The following is a 17,801-nucleotide window of genomic DNA, read 5'->3' as shown; positions in this document are numbered from 1 at the left end:
CTGTGCCCTTCCTCCTGGCGGGGTTTGGGGCGGAGCCCCAATAAAATCTTTCTTTTCAATTTTTTTTATCCGAAAGTTAATAGGCAGCCTCTAGGGGATTCGGCCCGTCTGCTCAACCCGGTGGAATTCAAGCCACGCTTGTGGGATCATGTCCACGGACAACCCCAATGGATGGTTGGATGATTGACCAGGGAGCAAGTCATGGATCATCAAGCTGTTTATGACAAAATCTGGGCGACTTTCGATCAGATCGCAGAACGAGAAAAACAGATGTCAGAAATCAATGCCAGATTTCAGGCAGAATCGCTGGTTCAACACGCCCGTATCCAAAAAAAACTGGACGAGTTGGCCGAGAGCAGCAAAAGATTCGATGCCCAAATGATCGAGAGGGACAAACGCCTTGACCGGATGGATGAGCATCTTGACCGGGTGGACGAACAGATTGACCGGGTGGACAGGCAAATCGGTGAACTGGGCAATCGTCTGGGAGAGTACGTGGAGAGTATGGTTGCCCCGGCCTGTGAAACCCTGTTTGCCGAACGCGGCATCCCGGTCCATGAAGTCAGTCCAAATCGCCTTGCCCGCCGCTTTGGTGACAGCCTGGAACTGGATCTGACCGTGATCAACGATCAAATGCTGGTCGTGGTGGAGGTCAAATCCAAACTGAGCGAAAAACACATTAAAAAATTTCTGAAAAAACTGCCCAAGGTGCCGCTTTTTTTCCCGACCTATGCCGGAATGCGGATCATGGGTGCGATGGCCGCCATGGTCGTTCCCGATCAGGTGGCCAAACAGGCCATGAAGTCTGGACTTTTCGTCATAGCCCCGTCCGGGGATTCGGTCCGTCTGCTCAATCCAGTGGCGTTCAAGCCGCGCTTGTGGAACAACACTTCACATCTTTCCTGAAACCGGCAACCCCCACCTTTTCGGCTTGAATCCCCGTTTTCACGGGGATGATGGACGCACGAAAATCAGGATTTGCATGTTGCGTTGTGAAAAAATTTTCACCCTGCGTCATGCAACCGCTGCCGAAGCGTGCAGGCGATTTTCCACGACGCTGACCAGTTCCTGCATCACTTCGGCCACGGGTTGGATGGCGCGGACCAGACCGACGCTCTGCCCGGCCATGACCGAGCCGAACTCCACGTCGCCGTCGATGGCGGCCCGCCGCAAGGCACCCACCCAGAAATGTTCCAGTTCCAGGATGGCATCCTTGCGTTCCTTGCGTCCTTCTTTCACTTCACTGACCAGGCGAAGCTGCATTTGATTGAAGAGATCGGTTCCCTTGTTGACCAGGGCACGGACCGGAATCACCGGCAACACGGGATCGAACTGCACGGTCACCATGGCATCCCGGGATTGGGCGCGGATGAAAAGATCCTTGAATTTGGCGTGGGCGATGCACTCGGTGGTGCAGACGAACCGGGTCCCGATCTGGCAACCGGCGGCTCCCATGGCCACCAGATTGGCCACCATGTCGCCGTTGGCAATGCCCCCGGCCACGAAGACGGGGACTTCATCGACATGGGGCAGGATTTCCTGGACCAGAACGCTGGTGGCGACCGGCCCGACATGACCGCCGGCTTCATGGCCTTCGATGATCAGGGCATCGGCACCGCGACGAATCAGACGTTTGCCGATGGCGAGGGACGGGGCGAAGACGATCACCTTCACTCCGGCCTCCTTGAGGGTACGCATGGTTTCCTGATCTGGCAGGCCGCCGGCCAGGACGCAATGGCTCACTTTTTCGTTCACCACCACGGTCACCAGTTCGCCCAGGCGTGGATTGAGGGTGATCAGATTGACTCCGAAGGCATTGCTGGTGCGTTTTCGTACCTGGTGAATCTCATTTTGCAAGGTTTCGGGAGGCATGTTGCCGGTGGCCAGGACCCCGAAGCCACCCGCAGCAGAGATGGCTGCCACCAGATTGTGTTCAGAAAGCCAGGACATGGCTCCACAAAGAATGGCATGGCGGGCCCCCAAAAAGCGGGATCCGCGCAACCAGGACTCCTGCAACCGATCCACCATCATGTTCTGTTGACTCCATACGTCAAAAAAAGGCCGGGCAAGCCCGGCCTGAAAATGGATTTGACCAACCGACAAAAAAAAACCGCTCAGGCCGCTCGCGCTGCGGCGGCAGCCCGTACCCGTTCATTGCGGGCGGCGCTGGCCCTTCTGGCCGACTCGGGCAGCAGGCACACTTTGAGGCGATCTTCGAGGCGCCGCAAGGCCCAGCGCGGATCAATATTGACCAGGGAACAGATCCAGTTGAAGGAACCGGGCTCCATGGAAGAGGAGTGAAACCATTTTTTCAGGGTACGATAATCGTAACGAAAAACGGGATCTTCCATGACAGTCGGATCCTGCCGGTACCGTTCCAGCGCTACAAGATCGCGCACGGCCCGATCCATGACAGCCATCCAGAGGTGGGTGTCATTGTTATCGAATACCGGCTCATCCAAAATTTCCGACAAAACCGTTTTCCTCATCAGCTTTTCCTCCCTCGGGCAACCGGTTCAAACCTGCGTCTGGACGGATCGCTGGCCCGTGCAAGACTCCGTGATCGCTTGCAACACCTGCTGGTTTGGCAATTTGCGACATGGGTCTTCGGTGCCAGCGCCCTCAACAGCGACGCGACAGCCTTGCTGAAATGTATGATTGGGCGTTGAGCGGTTCAGCAAATTTTGTTCCAGACAAAAAAGTTTTTCCAACTGCATCCCTGAAACCGGCTGCGGACCATGAAAACGCCCAAAAACAGTCGATAAACAAAAGCTTCCCGACAATCTTCACAATTCCCATCCAGTTTCGCAACAGATCATAACAAAATTGCCGGGGAAATTTCATCATATTTTTTTCCTGGTTTTGCACGGCAATCCATTTAATGATGTGTGCAGAGTGTGACCGGGCCTTTTTTTCTCTGGTACCGGTCTTGCAGGCCGCTTAACCGACACACGGATTGGGTTTGCATCCTTATTACAACCCCTGCGCTTGGAAGCGGAACGGCCATGTCCGAGGAAGACGATGAATTGTTGGGGATGTTCGTCCAGGAAGCGGTCGAACACCTTGAGACCATAGAACCCGACCTGCTGACGTTGGAGGAGAACGGCAGCAGTACGGAGCGGGATATCATCAATCGCCTTTTCCGGGGTGTTCACTCCATCAAAGGCTCGGCTGGATTTTTTGGCCTCACTGCCATCACCAAGCTGAGCCATACCATGGAAAACCTGCTCGGCAAGGTGCGCGATGATCCGAATGTCGCCACGCCGACGGTGACCGACAGTCTTTTGGCGGGCCTCGACAAGCTGCAGACAATGATCAACGATGTCAGCGGCAGCGAGAGTGTCGATGCCAGCGAGCAGGTGGCCCGGATTCAGGCCTTGTTGGCGGATCTGGACGGGGGTGGTCCACCGGCAGCGGCACCAACACCAGCAGCGGCAACGGTAGAGGCAGAGGCAGAGGCAGAGGTACCGGAGCCGTCTTCTCCCGCCGGGGCGGAAACGTCGGAAACGGAACCGGCAGGTGAGTCGCTCCCGCCGGCGGAATCCGAGCCTCCAGCCGAAGATGCCGGGGTTGCGGAGGCCGTGGTCGAAGATGCCGTTGCGGGAAAACCGGCGGCACCCTCCCGGGCACTGAGCCGACCCCCGGTGCTGGTCAATCTCAAAAATCTTGAACAGTACCCGGAAGCCGTGACCAATGCCGTGCATCACGGGCAACTGTTTTTCATCATCAAACTGCAGCTCCCCAAGGATGCGGACGAGAAACAGTCCTTCTTCACTAAAATGAAGGCCCTGATGGAATCCGTCGGTCTGGTGGTGGCAACCAGTCCGAACGTTTCCGCAGATCCGGGTCTCCATACGGTCCATGACGTGCTGGAAGTGTTGCTGGCGACCGTGCTGGAAGCGGATCTCCTGCAAACCCTGCTGCAACTTTCGCGTGAGAGTTTTACTCCCGTTCAGATACCCGAATCCCTGGTCAAGCTGGCGGCGGCACTGCGTCCGCAGTTGCAACCGGAGACCTCGGCCATTTCTGCGGTTTCACGAGGCAAGCCCCTGCCGTTGCGGGCACAGGGTGATGACACGGCACTGACGCCCGTGCTGGCGGATGCAGAACCGGAAACCAGACGGCCACGTCTGCGCAAACCCACTGGTGGCATTCTGGGATACAACAAGGGGAGCAGCGGCAAGGGCGGAGGATCGACATCTTCGTCTGCCGCAGCAGCCACGCCAACCACCACCAGCAGCAGCAAGGGCAATGCGCCTCCAGCTGTGGAAGAGACCCTGCGGGTCAGTGTTTCGTTGCTGGATGAATTGATCAATATGGCCGGAGAACTGGTTCTGGCCCGCAACCAGTTGACCCGGGCCGCTGCCGATGTGGCCAGTCAGCATCCCAGCATCGGGCCGCTCGTGCAAAACCTGGACTCGATCACCAGCCGCATCCAGGAAAAGGTGATGCAGGCCCGCATGCAGCCGGTGAGTGTGGTTTTCAACAAATTTCCCCGCATCATTCGCGATCTGGCACGCAAACTGGAGAAAAAGATCGATCTGGAACTGCGCGGCGGCGATGTGGACCTTGACAAGTCGGTGATCGAACATCTTTCCGACCCCCTGACCCACATGATCCGCAACGTGGCCGATCACGCCATCGAGGCACCGAATGACCGTATCGCCATCGGCAAACCCGAGGCCGGCCGGGTGGAACTCGCCGCCTACCATGAAAACGGCATGGTCAATATTGCCCTGAGCGATGATGGTGCCGGTATCGATGGCAACAAAATCAAGATGAAAGCCATCGAAAAAGGTCAGATCACCGAAGAACAGGCCGACGCCATGAGCGAGGAAGAGGCCCTGAATCTGATCTTCCTGCCGGGACTCTCCATGGCCAAGAAAGTCTCGGATGTGTCGGGCCGCGGCGTGGGCATGGACGTGGTGCGCACCAATATTGAAAAATTGGGCGGCACGGTCCATATCGAATCCAAGGTCGGCCGGGGTACCCGCATCATCCTGAAACTCCCCCTCACCCTGGCCATCATTCCGGCCATGATCGTTTCGGCTGGCAATCAACGCTTTGCCATCCCGGAAATCGGTCTGGTGGAAATTGTCCGGGTGGCCGAATCAGATCGCTCCAATCAGATTGAAACTGTGGGCAACGCCCCGGTGTTGCGTTTGCGTAACATGTTGTTGCCCCTGGTGGACCTGGCTGATGTCCTTGGTATCCAACGCACCTTTCCGCCCGACAGCAGCGAACCCGACCGGCGGGGGCGCCTCTCGGATCGGCGCACCCGGCGGCAACGTGCCGAAGAGGCCGCCACCGCTGCCAGTCGCCCCAAGGTTGGCGTCAGCAGTGGCCGGAACTCCGGCAATCGTCGGGAAAATGAGGATCGCCGCCATCCAGGCAGCCTTGTCGCCTACGTCATGGTCCTCAATGTCGGCGGCAATGAGTTTGGCATGGTGGTGGATGAGGTCCTCGACAGCGAAGAGATTGTGGTGAAACCGCTCCCTTCCTTCTTCAAGGACAACGTCTGCTTTTCGGCCACCACCATCCTGGGCGATGGCACGGTCTCCCTGATCATCGACTATGCCGGGGTCATGGAACGGGCCAACATCAGCTTCAGCAACGTCGAACGCGCCACCCGCATGGACCTGGATGCCGAACGCCGCGAAGCCCTGCGCGAACGGCAAAACATCATCCTCCTGGAGACCGATACCGGTCTGCTCATGGGCATCGTCCACAGCATGGTGCGGCGGGTGGAAAAAATATCGCCAAACCTGCTCGTCAATATTGGCGGCCTTCCCTATGTGCGCTACGACCGCAAAACCTTCCGGGCCATCTATCCGGATCAGGTGATGGGTCTGGAAGGAATGGGCCTGGCCCCCCGTCCGGAAGGGGAGGATGAAGACAATGATCTATGCATGGTGGTTCCCAATATTCCGGATATCCAGGCTGGCCTGATCTTCGCCCGCATCATCGATACCCGCGAAATCAATATTGAACTGGATACCCGGGCCATCGTTGCGGACGGTCTGTTTGGCTCGGCGCAGTTGGACGACCGGGTGGTTCTCTTCCCGGATGTCAACCGGGTTCTGGATCTGGCCCGTATCACCACATCCCAGTTGGATTCAAAATTCGATGCCGCCGGTCTGCGTGCCCTGGTGGTGGATGATACCCCCTTCCTGCGGGTGCTGACCGCCAGCTATCTCAAGGAGATCGGTTTTGAAATCGATCAGGCCGAAGATGGCCAGATGGCCCTGACCATGCTGCGCTCCAATCAATACGATCTGCTCGTCACCGATATCAACATGCCCCTCATGGATGGCTTTGAGCTGGCCGTGGAAATGCCTGCCACCTCCCATGGTGACATTCCCATGGTCGCCACGACGACCTCCATCTCTTCCGACCTGGAGCAAAGATGCATCCGGGCCGGATTTGTCGCCTGCGTGCCCACCATCGACAAAAAGCGGCTGCTGAAGGTGGTCTCTTCCCTCCAGCCGACAACAGACTTTTAAGGGGGAGTGAGCCATGCTCGTCAGCACCTTCACCCTGGGCGATTTGTATCTGGGCATCGAAATTCTGCTCGTGCGGGAAATCAATCGCTCCATGGAGTGTACCCCGGTGCCCGGCTCGCCCGATTACATTCGCGGCATGCTGAACATACGCGGGCGCGTCATCACCCTGTTTGACCTGAAACGCCGTCTGGGCTGGAACGATGCACAGCCTGTCGGCGAGGGGACGGCCAACAACAAGCGCAAGCAGTACAATGTCATCATGAAAACGCGCAGCGAGGTGATCCAGATCAATCGGGAAATCGGTGAGGCGCGTTGTCCCTGGCAGGATCCGGTCGGTCTGGTCGTCGATCAACTGGGCGATGTGCTGGAAATTTCCGACGACAACATTCAACCCCCCCCGGCCAACCTGCGCGGCATCGCGGCGGATTTTGTCCATGGAGTCGTGGAGTTTGAAAACAATTTACTGGTCATCCTGGATGTTGCCAGTGTCCTGGGTGTTGATTCCGAAACAGTCTGATCGGGTGTTTTCCTCGCAACGGCCTGATTGCAAGTTGATCCCGCAACGGTCTGCTCCCCATCCCGATCCATGAACAGCCAACGGTGAGACCCCAGCAGAGCGGATATCCATAAAACGCCATCATGGACAATCAAGAACAACAGCTTGAGCAGAGCGGATATCCATAAAACGCCATCATGGACAATCAAGAACAACAGCTTGCGCAAGAGATCCAGGGGCAGCTTCACCTGGAAATGGATGTATTGCGCCATGATGCCGGCCAGATTCGCTTTCTCGTCCAGGATGCCATCGTCAAATTAACGGCCAGTTTCAATGGTCTGCGCGATCAATCCAACAGTCAGAACGAGCTGGTGACCTCCCTGACCACAAGCATGGAAGGGGCGGAAAGTTCCGAAAAACCCCAGGGTGATGAGGCCCAGAAACGCATCAATATCCGGCAATTCGTCAGTGAAACCGACCGGATTTTGCGCTCTTTCGTGGACCACATTCTGCTGGTCAGTCGCCAAAGCATGGAAATGGTGCATCGCATCGACGATCTTTCCAACCAGATGAACGAGGTCGTCAATTTTTTGCATGACATTGACGCCATTGCGGAACAGACTAACGTCTTGGCCCTCAATGCGAGAATTGTCTCGGCACGAGCCGGAGAGGCGGGCAAGGCGTTTGCCGTTGTGGCCGACCAGGTCCGCAAGCTTTCCAAGGATTCAAACCAGTTCAGTCAAAAAATCAATCAGGTGGTGCGTCGCTCCCAGGAAAATATCGAATCAGCCAAGGAAATCATCGAAATCATGGCATCCAAGGACATGAGCTTTGCCATCGAATCCAAGGGCCGGGTCGATGAAATGATGGAAGAAGTCAGCAAGATCGACAGGTTCACAGCCGCCACCCTGGTCAAGGTGTCGGAAATCACCGAACGGATCAATCAGGATGTGGGAACGGCGGTGATGTCTCTCCAGTTTGAGGATATGGTGACACAGCTCGTGCAAAGCCTGGAAAAACACATCAATCTCATGGAACAATTCACCCATGTGGTATGCTGTGGCTGTCTCAAGCCGGGATTGACGGATCAGGCGGCACGAGTTCAGGCGATACGCGAGACATTACAGGAACATCTGGATCTGTTTGCCCAGAGCAGCCACAAACCTGTCGATCAGACTTCCATGGACGAAGGGGACATTGAACTGTTTTGACTTTCAGTCGGTCATCACCCATTGCCAGCAGGAGAGAACGATGTCGGGAACCATCACGGTCAATCGCAATGAAAACGAAACCTCCATCAGCATCAAGGGCCGCTTCAACTTTGAAATGCACTCCCAGTTTCGTACCGCCTATCAGAATGAGATCGATGGGTCGGTCAACAAAAATCGCAAATTCATCATCGATCTGACCGGGACCGAGTACATCGACTCTTCGGCCCTGGGCATGCTCCTTCTGCTTCGGGAAGAGGCCGGGGCCAACGAAGCCGATATTGAAATCGTCAATGCCCGCCCGGAAATTCGCAAAATTTTGGAAACGGCCAATTTTCAGCGTCTTTTCAAAATCAATTGACGATCATACAGCCCGAAAGACAACCTCCATCGATCCTTGCAACGGCACGGCATGAAAATCCTGATCGTTGATGATGACCGCATCAACAGTACCATCCTGAACCGGCTGCTGAGCCGGGATGGCCACCCTGTGGTCACTGCCTACAATGGCCGGGATGGCGTGGCCCTGTTCAAATCCGAACGACCCGATCTGGTCTTGATGGATATCCGCATGCCGTTGATGAACGGCTACGAGGCGGCCCGACAGATCAAGGAAGCCTCCCTGGATCGCTTCGTCCCCATTATTTTTCTCACCGCCGTCACCGACGACGAAGGGTTGGCACGCTGCATCGAAGCAGGTGGCGACGATTTTCTGACCAAGCCGTTCAACCGTGTCATCCTGCAAGCCAAAATCAGCGCCATGGAGCGGATCCGCCAGCTCCATGCCGTTCTGCGCAGCCAAAAAGAGCAGTTGGAAAAACACCAGGAGAGCGTCCGCCGCGAAATGGAGGTTGGACAACATCTTTTTTCCAATATTGTTCGGGCCGGCAATCTTCTGGATGCCCCCTGTCTGAACCACTGGACCACCCCCATGTCCCTGTTCAACGGTGACCTGCTCGTGGCCAGTTACACCCCCGCCGGCAGCCTGCACATCATGCTGGGCGATTTTACCGGCCATGGGCTGTCGGCCTCGGTCGGGGCACTTCCCCTGGCGGAACTGTTTTATGGCCTGACGGCGCAAGGGTTTTCCATCGGCGATCTGGCGGAACAGATCAACGACAAACTGCGCAAGGTCCTGCCGACCCGCATGTTTTGCGCCGCCTGCCTGATCGAAATCGACTTTCGGCAAAAAAGCATCATGGTCTGGAATGGCGGACTGCCCGATGTCCTGGTCACCGATCAGAGTGGCCGCATCGTGCGGCGCATTCTTTCCAGCCATCTTCCCCTGGGCGTCGCCCCCATGCGCCGGGAAGACCGCAAGGTTGAAATCCTGGAGATGCAAGACGATTATCGGGTCTTTCTCTACTCGGATGGGCTGACCGAAGCCACCAATGACCAGGGAGCGATGTTTTCCCAGGAAGGTCTGGATGCCCTCTTCGATGGCAACAACCCACCGGATCGGTTGTTTGCCATGATTCTGGACAAACTCAATCATTTTCGTGGTCATGCCGTGCAAACCGACGATATCAGTCTGCTGGAGGTGGTCTGTGCCCGGGCCGGCGAAGAGCCGCCTGGAGGTCGGCCACAATTGCCCCAAAAGGATATTCCCCCTTCCAGTTGGAAAATTTCCTTTACCTTCTCCGCCCACACCCTGAAGTCGGTCGATCCCCTGCCCACCATCATCAATGCCCTGATGAATCTCCAGGCACCCTCCGGGCAACGGGAACGGATCTATACGGTTCTGGCCGAACTTTTTTCCAATGCCCTGGACCATGGCCTGCTGAAGCTGGATACCCGCACCAAGGAGACCCCGGAAGGCTTTCTGCGCTACTATGCCCAGCGCGAAGAGCGGCTGGCGGCCCTCACCGAAGGTCAGATTGAAATCCACCTGACCCATACGCCCCATCCCCAGGGCGGTGAGCTGCGCATCCACATCGCCGACAGTGGGACCGGCTTTGATCCCAACCAGGTACAATCCTTCCTGGAAGGCAACATGCACCATGGTGGCCGCGGCATTGCCCTGGTGCGTTCCCTCTGCACGGAATTGACCTATCACGGCAACGCGAACATCGCCGAAGCCACCTACCGATGGTCCAGTTCATGACCTCTTCAGGGATTTGATAATTTCATGGGTGCCTCCCTCCGCATCATGGTGGTGGATGACACGATCACCTACCGGATGATCATGAAGAGTGTGGCCGGCAGCGTCGCCGGTGTGCAGGTGGTCGCCTCGACCAGCAATGGCCGCGAAGCCCTCGACCAGTTGGCGCTGCATCAGCCGGAAGTGATCCTTCTCGACGTGGAAATGCCGGTCCTGGATGGGCTGGAAACGTTAAAATATCTTCACAAGAACCATCCCGACATCACCGTGATCATGGTGAGCGGCCTTTCCCGCTCCAATGCCAATCTGGTCATGGAGTGTTTGCAGGCCGGTGCCCTGGATTTTGTCACCAAACCCCTGGAGTCCAATGCCACCCGGGCACGGGAAGCCCTGCGACGCGATCTTGAACCCATTCTGACCCTGTTGTTGCAGAAAAAAGACCATCCGGCCCAATCAAACACCCCGGTGGCCCCCGGGAGACCTGTTGTCAACGTGGATGTTTCTGGACCACGCGCTCCTGTTTCGACCAGGACCGCGCCCGAACCGGAAGAACAAAAACCGGCACCATTTCCGATGCCACGTCCGGCACCATCCCGGTCACCTGCTTCGCCACCGCTTCCGGCTCCTTCCGTGACGCTTCCCCCCAAGGTGCCTCCCCCGATGCCACGGAGCGTGCCGACTCCGGCCCTGCGTTCCGTGCCGTCTGCGGCTCCACGTCCGGGACCATCTCCTTCCCCTGTGACCCCAACCGCCGCTGCCACGCGATCCATGTCACCACACCGAAAAGTTTCCAGCCAGGACAAAGCGGAACCCATGCACTTTGACCTGCTGTTGATCGGTTCCTCCACCGGTGGTCCGGCAGCCTTGACCCAACTGCTGTCCGGAATTGGCCGATCCCTGACGATCCCGACCCTGATCGTGCAACACATGCCCCCGGTCTTTACGGCCTCCCTGGCTGCTCAGTTGAGTCGAACTTCAGGTATGGAAGTTCAGGAAGCTCAGGAAGGATTGCCAATCGGCCCGGGGCGTGTCATCCTGGCCATGGGTGGATTTCACATGGGTATCAAGAGTGACGCCGGCGGCATGGTTGTTTCCCTCAATGAAGGACCCAGAGTGAATGAGTGTCGTCCGGCAGTGGATGTTCTCTTCCAATCCGTAGCGGAAAATTTCACCGGCAATGTCCTGGCAGTCATCCTGACCGGGATGGGTCGTGACGGCGCACAGGGCGTGGAGCTGCTCAAACGACAAAAGCATACCTGGTGCATCTCCCAGAACCAGGAGAGTTGCGTCGTCTACGGCATGCCACGGGCGGTGGAAGAGTCGGGACTCGCGGACGAAGTCTTGCCGTTGGACAAGATTGGCCCCAGAATTTCGGATCTATGCCGGTAACCAGCGCATGCCTATCTCGCGTGAAGAATTCGACCTGATTCGGCACTATGTCCATGAACATAGTGGCATTCTGATTGCCGATGGCAAGGAGTACCTGGTCGAAAACCGGCTGAACGTGCTGCTGGTCCAGTCCGGCTGCCGGGATTTTATTGAATTTCATCAAAAACTTCTGGCCGATACGGGACCTTTGAAGACCAAGGTTGTCGATGCGATGACCACCAACGAGACTCTCTGGTTTCGGGATGCCTCGTTTTTTTCGGCCATGGCGGATTTTGTGGTTCCGATCCTGTTGAAAAAAGGGGAACATCAGCCCCAGGTGCGCATCTGGTCAGCGGCCTGTTCGACCGGTCAGGAACCTTACTCAATCGCCATGCTGCTCGATCACGGTTGCCGCAAGATGGGCTCCACCGCCCCCCCCCTGGAACGCTTTCAAATCCTGGCAACCGACATTTCCCCGACTGCCCTCATGATTGCCAAAACAGCCCGCTACAGCCAGTTGGCCATCTCCCGGGGGATGCGCCCGGCCTTCCTGGAACGCTATTTCATCCCGCAGGCCAACAATCTGGCTCATGAAGTCAATTCTGCCATACGCCGGCTCGTGACCTTCAAATCCTTCAATTTGAAGGAGAGCTTTGCCGAACATGGCGTTTTTGATCTCATTCTGTGTCGCAATGTACTCATCTATTTTTCCAATGAATTGAAAAGCGAGATTTATCAAAAACTGCATGCGTCATTGGCCCCGGATGGCCTTCTGGCCATCGGTGCTTCTGAATCGCCGCGAGGCTATACAACCGCTTTCGATCAGGTTACCCTCGGCAGCGCCACGTTGTACCGTCCCAAGCCCAGGCAAACAGCAACAGCGTCCACCGCCGCCACCTACAGGCCATCCCCACCGGATCGCGTGTTGCCGAAACCAGGTACATAGGATCATGGCCATGAAACTGCTCACCATTGACGATTCCAAAACCATACGCCGCGTCATTGCCGGTATCGGGGGAATCCTGGGTTTCGATGTGCTGGAAGCCGAAAATGGGGTCGCCGGTCTGGAAATTCTCCAGGACCTCGGCCAGGAAATCAATCTCATCCTCCTCGACTGGAACATGCCCGGCATGAATGGCCTCGAAGTCCTGAAATCCATCAAGGCCAATCCGCGCATCAAAAATATTCCGGTGATGATGGTCACAACGGAAGGGGAACGGGAATATATCATCAAAGCCATTCAAGCCGGAGCCGTTCACTACCAAACCAAGCCCTTTTCCCAGGAAGAGATGGCGGCCCGCATCATGGAAGCCCTGGGCGTGGGTGGCTAGGAGATTTTCCGCATGATGTCAGACCAGGCAAACAATTGCCGTATCATGGTGGAAACGTTGCAAAACGTGACCTGCCAAATCCTCGAATCGGAAACCTGGAACCGCGTCGTCTGCGAGCCGGTGAAAACCCTGCCCATCTTCCAACTGACTCAGGAGGTGTGCGGCGTGATCTACCTGCTTGGCTCCTGCCCCGGCGTCGTCGCCGTCATGACCAGCCAACGTTCCCTTGCCGCCATCATCAAATCCATCACCGGCAACGAAACCAGGGAATTGACCCAGGAGGATCTCCTGGACGGTGTCGCCGAACTGGCCAACATGGTCTGCGGCGGCATGAAGTCGCAGTCGCAGATCAGCGGCATCACCATCAGCACCCCCATGGCCATCATGGGTTCGGAGTATGTTGCCCAATGGAAAACAGCCCATCCCACGCAACAGCTTACCTTTCACATGCAGGATCACTCCCTGATCGTCATCTTCAGCATTTGAACGTTTTATTCAGACATCGTTTTGGGCTATAATGGTCCGGTGTGGCAGAATTATCCGGAACGGGCGACCCGGATCCCCCTTCCGGCACCATAGATAACCATGTAGAATAACAGGAAATTTCTCCAACCAGAGAGGAACAAATCACATGCGTGTCCTGATCGTCGATGATTCCAGCGTCATGAGGAAGATCGTTACCCGGGGCCTCCGCCAGGCCGGTTTCAAGATTGATGAAATCCTGGAAGCCGGTGACGGTGTCAAAGGACTGGAAACCCAGGCCGCATCCAAATGCGATCTGATCCTCTCCGACTGGAACATGCCCAACATGGACGGACTCACCTTCGTCAAGGAGGTCCGCAAAACAGGTGACAAAACGCCCATCGTCATGGTCACCACCGAAGGGGGCGAAGCCAAAGTCGCCGAAGCCGTCAAAAGCGGTGCCAATGGCCATATCAAAAAACCCTTTACCCCGGATACCCTGCGCGCCACCCTGGGTCAGTTTTTCAAATAATTGTCGAAAGGCGTCTCGATCCGGACCGGAGGAAATCATACGGACCCGCACGAGGTGATGCTGCATGCCCACATCTGAAGAGCAGATCCTCAAAAAGGCCCGTCCTTTTTTTCTGAACTTCTTCACGCGACTGGCCAATGACCTGAACACCCTCACCGCAGCCCCCATCACCTGCGTGCTGAAGGATCTTGCCCTGATGCGTGGCCGTGAGGAAATGGAGCCGGTCTTCGAAACAGACCGAACCATCGCCTATGTCCTGGAGGATGGCAAAAACTCCGGCGATATCCATATCGTCATGGATGTGGCCACCTCCATCTCCCTGGCCGGGCTGATGATGATGATCCCCGAGGCCGCCATCCAGGAACAGGTCAAAAACCGCAATTACAACGAAGAGGTCAGCGAAGGTTTCCAGGAAATTGCCAACCAGGTGGTTGGTGCCATGAACGATCTGGTGGAAAAAAAGGTGGACGGTTCGCACCTTTTTCTGGTCCTCCCCACCAGCTATACGCAATATGCCGAGTTTCCGGAATCCATTCCCGACAACCGCACCTACCTGGCCGCCACGGTCGATATTCAGGTTTCCAAGTTTCCCGTTGAACCTTCCGTATGGATCCTCTCCAAGGGGCTGTGCGAAATATTGTTCAAGGTGGATATCGAAGGGACGGCGGACGAAAACAAGGAGCCCAAGGCAAAGGCTGCTCCAGCCGAACCGGAATCCACACCAGCCCCGACACCAGCGCCAACTCCCGCTCCGACTCCGGCTCCAGCTCCGGCGAAGGCCGCCGCACCGGCACCAGTCGAACCATCCCGGGAAGCGACTGGAACCAAGTCAGCCACTGCCACCAAGGCAACCGCCGCACCACCGGCAGGAAAAACACCCGCCTCTCCTTCCAAATCCGCTCCCGGAGGTAAAGGCAAGCCGGAAAATGCCGCCATCGAACCCTCAGACACCACCCTGAGTGGACTGGATGTCGATCTGGTCGGGCAACAAAAAGGGTTCCCCCTTTCTGAATTCGCCACCGAAGGTGATTCCCTTCAGGAGCAGCAAGACGCATCCGGACCCCATGCATCCCAGATGGCTGGGGGCAAGGGTGGCATCGTTTTGCCGCCGCCCAATCTTGTCTATGGGGTTGCGGATGGTCTGCCCCATCCAGATGAAGCCGGCAGCATCAAGATCGTCACCACGATTCCCCCCTTCAGCCTGAAAGAGGAAGATCGGGTCATCAAAGCCATCAACGCCATGCGGCAGGATGGTTTTCGTTATATCGGCATCGAACGTCATGGCAAGCTGGTCCGGGTGGTCAGTCAAAGCGACCTCAGGCAATTGATGGGGCCTTTTTTCGGCACCCAGGCCATGAGCGCCCGCGACAAGGCCATCTGCACCCTGCCCCTGGGAAAAATCAACGAAAACCAGGTCCTGATCTCCATCCCCATGCAGGGCAGCATCAACCAGGCCACCAACCTCATCCTGGAACACTCCCTCCGCATGCTCCCTGTGGTCAGCAAACAAGGCGTTCTGCGCGGCTACATTCCCGTCCACGCCGTCCTGGATTATTTCCGTCGCAAAAAACAGCGCTGAAATATTAACGGTTTGTAATCCATTCGCCGTTGAAAAAGGCAAAATATTCAAACCGCATCAACGTTCCCCCATGGCCAATAGACACTTGACGAGCTGACCTACCGCTGTGGATGGATTCTCGTGCCCATGACGTTGACGCTCGGAATTTTGTTTTTCGACATTTGCAAAAGCATCGTTCAATTTGTGTCGGGTACGCTCAAAATATTTGCTTCCTCCTTTGGTATAATCAGGCAAATATTCTGATTGACGCAATAAACGCTTGACCTCGTCACGGTGAATTTCGCGAGTGATCAATTCAAAGTGTAATAATAGCCACAATTCAAAACAAGGATTGGATGGAATTGCTGAAAAATAAATATATTTACCAAGTTCATTTTTAATTTTTTTGTCTTTTGCTGAAGCGCTATTTATTGCATTAAAATAATTAATATGTTCATCACGGTCAAAAACACAATAAATACGTTCATACCTATTGCCATGTTTCCTACAGTAATCTACAGCATATTCGACTATTTGCAATGGATTTGTTCCGTATTCACTATGTTTAATCTGTACATTAGCAGTTTGCAATCTGCAACTTATTCGAATTTCTTCAAAATAATTCACCTCAGTCTTTTCTCCTTCACAAACAATCAAAATACGATCATAACTCGCACGCTTATATTTCTTTCTTTTTAATTTATTATTCTGGCGTATTCGAGGATGATTGTCTATAGCCATGAATAAATCCTTATAAATTAAAATTTGTAATAAATGGCAGCGCTCCATACCGACCTATGAGATAACCACGATCAATTGCCTCTTTTTGGCGTGGACTGAAATCTGTCAGGGGATAAAGCTTGCTGGATTGTGTTTGATCCTTTTCGATAAACCATATCTGATCACGCCGAAAAATTTCTGTGTTTAAGATTGAAACATCATGCGTGGTAAAAATCAATTGCGCACCATTCTTATTATTATCGATGGAATGGAACAAGCCGATCAAAAAGCGTACCAATAATGGATGAAAACTGCCATCGAGTTCATCGACGACCCATACACAACCATCCTTAAGAATGTTGATCACAAAACTGGCAAAAGCAAAAAATTTCTGTGTACCTGCGGATTCATCTTCCAAGTCAATTTTTGCCACAATGTCCTCGACTTGATGTAAAAAAACGGGCATCGGCATTTCAGCGTACACGGCTGCTGGTTTGCCATCTGCCGTCAACCCCATTTTGATTATTTGCTTCAGTTTTTTTTCATCACTTGCCACCAGGCCAACGATACCAAGATCAGCCGCTTCCAAAAAACGCAACAGCTCTGTTTTTCCCTCCTCAGTCTTTGCATGCAGGATCGAGGCATGAAATGGAGGTCGATCCCCGGCACCGATGATCCTGAGCTTTTTGGTAATCCATGAATAAATGGGACGTAATCCCTCGCTGTTGAGATCGACGGCCTTGGACAAGAACAGGGCGTTGGAGCGCGTAGACTCTTTCCAAAGGGAACGTTTTCCTGTCAAGTGCGGGCCAAATTCATAGAGATCCTTCCCACCATCAGGATCAAAACGCCGGGAAAACCACATTTGTGGCTTGGCACTCTTGTAAACCAGCAACCACTCTTCGACCACCCGTTCCGGCATCAAGGAAAAACCATATTGAAAACGCACACCCTGGTCAATAAAAGTCAATTCAAATTCACTGGGTTGCTTGCTGGATACGGCATCCAGCATGAATGCGGAATAATTGAATAGATCGCCCTCGCGTGTCTGGGTCGCTGAAGTGGCCACCACACCCTGCATGAATTCCAATGCCCGGATCAAATTCGATTTGCCGCCGGCATTGGGACCATAGATGACCGCCGATTTGAGCAGATGCGGCACGGCATGGATACCTGTCGCCAAAAGGTGTGTCTCCTTGTGGGCGGCATCCTTGGCAGCCACCAGACTCAGACACTGCTCCTCGCGAATGGAGCGAAAATTTTTGACCCGAAACTCGACAAGCATGGAACACCACCACGTGAATGGATAATAAATTGATATTTTGCACAAATGGCGCAAAATATCAATTTATTTCGTGATGAGAAAGAGGCGCGTCGCATCCTCGACCCGCGCCATGGCACAAAACTTCCTCTTCTTGAGCAGGCTCTTTTCGTTCTCGGCAAGCGTCTGGTGGTTTCCATTCAGGATGCGGCGTGAAGCGCTGAGGGTCATCGCCCGGTCGCCCGCAGGCTTCATGGCGTT

At 55.1% G+C, this 17,801-nt stretch carries 18 protein-coding genes; 13 read left to right on the top strand and 5 right to left on the bottom strand.

From position 1 onward, the window contains the following. The first annotated feature begins 201 nt into the window (after nt 1–201). On the top strand, nt 202–906 hold the full coding sequence (locus HQL65_09105) for a DUF3782 domain-containing protein (GenBank protein ID MBF0136384.1): 705 nt from the start codon (nt 202–204) through the stop codon (nt 904–906). Between the two features lie 108 nt (nt 907–1,014). On the opposite strand, the gene HQL65_09100 is transcribed toward HQL65_09105, so the two are convergent. The 3 genes from HQL65_09100 to HQL65_09090 all read right to left on the bottom strand — a co-directional run bounded on the left by HQL65_09100 (nt 1,015) and on the right by HQL65_09090 (nt 2,847). Then, nucleotides 1,015–2,031 carry a nitronate monooxygenase gene (locus HQL65_09100; protein MBF0136383.1) on the bottom strand — a complete coding sequence of 339 codons (1,017 nt, stop codon included), beginning with the start codon at nt 2,029–2,031 and terminating at the stop codon, nt 1,015–1,017. Nucleotides 2,032–2,114: 83 nt separating this feature from the next. Further along, nucleotides 2,115–2,489 (bottom strand): hypothetical protein, encoded by a 375-nt coding sequence (locus HQL65_09095; protein ID MBF0136382.1) that lies wholly within the window; start codon nt 2,487–2,489, stop codon nt 2,115–2,117. A 133-nt stretch (nt 2,490–2,622) separates the two neighbouring features. Next, a complete protein-coding gene (locus HQL65_09090) occupies nt 2,623–2,847 on the bottom strand; it encodes a hypothetical protein (protein ID MBF0136381.1) in 225 nt (74 codons plus the stop codon). A gap of 158 nt (nt 2,848–3,005) precedes the next feature. Here HQL65_09090 and HQL65_09085 point away from each other — a divergent pair, with 158 nt between their 5' ends. From HQL65_09085 to HQL65_09035, 11 genes are all read left to right on the top strand, one after another. Then, nucleotides 3,006–6,503: a chemotaxis protein CheW gene (locus HQL65_09085; protein MBF0136380.1), complete on the top strand. Its 3,498-nt coding sequence runs from the start codon at nt 3,006–3,008 to the stop codon at nt 6,501–6,503. Between the two features lie 13 nt (nt 6,504–6,516). Next, complete coding sequence (locus tag HQL65_09080; protein ID MBF0136379.1) at nt 6,517–7,020, top strand: chemotaxis protein CheW; 504 nt, start codon at nt 6,517–6,519, stop codon at nt 7,018–7,020. A gap of 176 nt (nt 7,021–7,196) precedes the next feature. Beyond that, a complete protein-coding gene (locus HQL65_09075) occupies nt 7,197–8,210 on the top strand; it encodes a chemotaxis protein (GenBank protein ID MBF0136378.1) in 1,014 nt (337 codons plus the stop codon). A gap of 40 nt (nt 8,211–8,250) precedes the next feature. Continuing rightward, nucleotides 8,251–8,568, top strand: coding sequence for an STAS domain-containing protein (locus HQL65_09070; protein MBF0136377.1), 318 nt, complete (start codon nt 8,251–8,253; stop codon nt 8,566–8,568). 51 nt (nt 8,569–8,619) lie between these two features. Next, nucleotides 8,620–10,311: a fused response regulator/phosphatase gene (locus HQL65_09065; GenBank protein MBF0136376.1), complete on the top strand. Its 1,692-nt coding sequence runs from the start codon at nt 8,620–8,622 to the stop codon at nt 10,309–10,311. 24 nt (nt 10,312–10,335) lie between these two features. Further along, complete coding sequence (gene cheB / locus HQL65_09060; protein ID MBF0136375.1) at nt 10,336–11,697, top strand: chemotaxis-specific protein-glutamate methyltransferase CheB; 1,362 nt, start codon at nt 10,336–10,338, stop codon at nt 11,695–11,697. A gap of 7 nt (nt 11,698–11,704) precedes the next feature. Continuing rightward, the gene (locus tag HQL65_09055) at nt 11,705–12,622 is read left to right on the top strand and encodes a protein-glutamate O-methyltransferase CheR (protein MBF0136374.1); all 918 of its coding nucleotides are present in this window, start codon (nt 11,705–11,707) and stop codon (nt 12,620–12,622) included. A gap of 10 nt (nt 12,623–12,632) precedes the next feature. Beyond that, nucleotides 12,633–13,007, top strand: coding sequence for a response regulator (locus HQL65_09050; GenBank protein ID MBF0136373.1), 375 nt, complete (start codon nt 12,633–12,635; stop codon nt 13,005–13,007). A gap of 12 nt (nt 13,008–13,019) precedes the next feature. Beyond that, a complete protein-coding gene (locus HQL65_09045) occupies nt 13,020–13,493 on the top strand; it encodes a chemotaxis protein CheX (protein ID MBF0136372.1) in 474 nt (157 codons plus the stop codon). A 145-nt stretch (nt 13,494–13,638) separates the two neighbouring features. Beyond that, entirely contained in the window at nt 13,639–14,001 is a 363-nt protein-coding gene (locus tag HQL65_09040; protein MBF0136371.1) for a response regulator, read from the top strand. A gap of 64 nt (nt 14,002–14,065) precedes the next feature. Then, the gene (locus tag HQL65_09035) at nt 14,066–15,580 is read left to right on the top strand and encodes a hypothetical protein (protein MBF0136370.1); all 1,515 of its coding nucleotides are present in this window, start codon (nt 14,066–14,068) and stop codon (nt 15,578–15,580) included. Nucleotides 15,581–15,637: 57 nt separating this feature from the next. Here the strand turns inward: HQL65_09035 and HQL65_09030 are convergent, their stop codons facing one another. After that, nucleotides 15,638–16,300, bottom strand: a complete 663-nt coding sequence (locus tag HQL65_09030) for an RloB domain-containing protein (GenBank protein MBF0136369.1) — start codon at nt 16,298–16,300, stop codon at nt 15,638–15,640. Between the two features lie 10 nt (nt 16,301–16,310). Continuing rightward, entirely contained in the window at nt 16,311–17,564 is a 1,254-nt protein-coding gene (locus HQL65_09025; GenBank protein MBF0136368.1) for an ATP-binding protein, read from the bottom strand. A 45-nt stretch (nt 17,565–17,609) separates the two neighbouring features. On the opposite strand from HQL65_09025, the gene HQL65_09020 reads away from it, so the two are divergent. Next, entirely contained in the window at nt 17,610–17,756 is a 147-nt protein-coding gene (locus HQL65_09020) for a hypothetical protein (protein ID MBF0136367.1), read from the top strand. Nucleotides 17,757–17,801: the final 45 nt, after the last annotated feature.

Source organism: Magnetococcales bacterium, assembly GCA_015228935.1.
Taxonomy (GTDB): domain Bacteria; phylum Pseudomonadota; class Magnetococcia; order Magnetococcales; family DC0425bin3; genus HA3dbin3.
The sequence above is the reverse complement of the archived record's forward strand: the minus strand, read 5'-3'. Positions and strand labels throughout refer to the sequence as shown.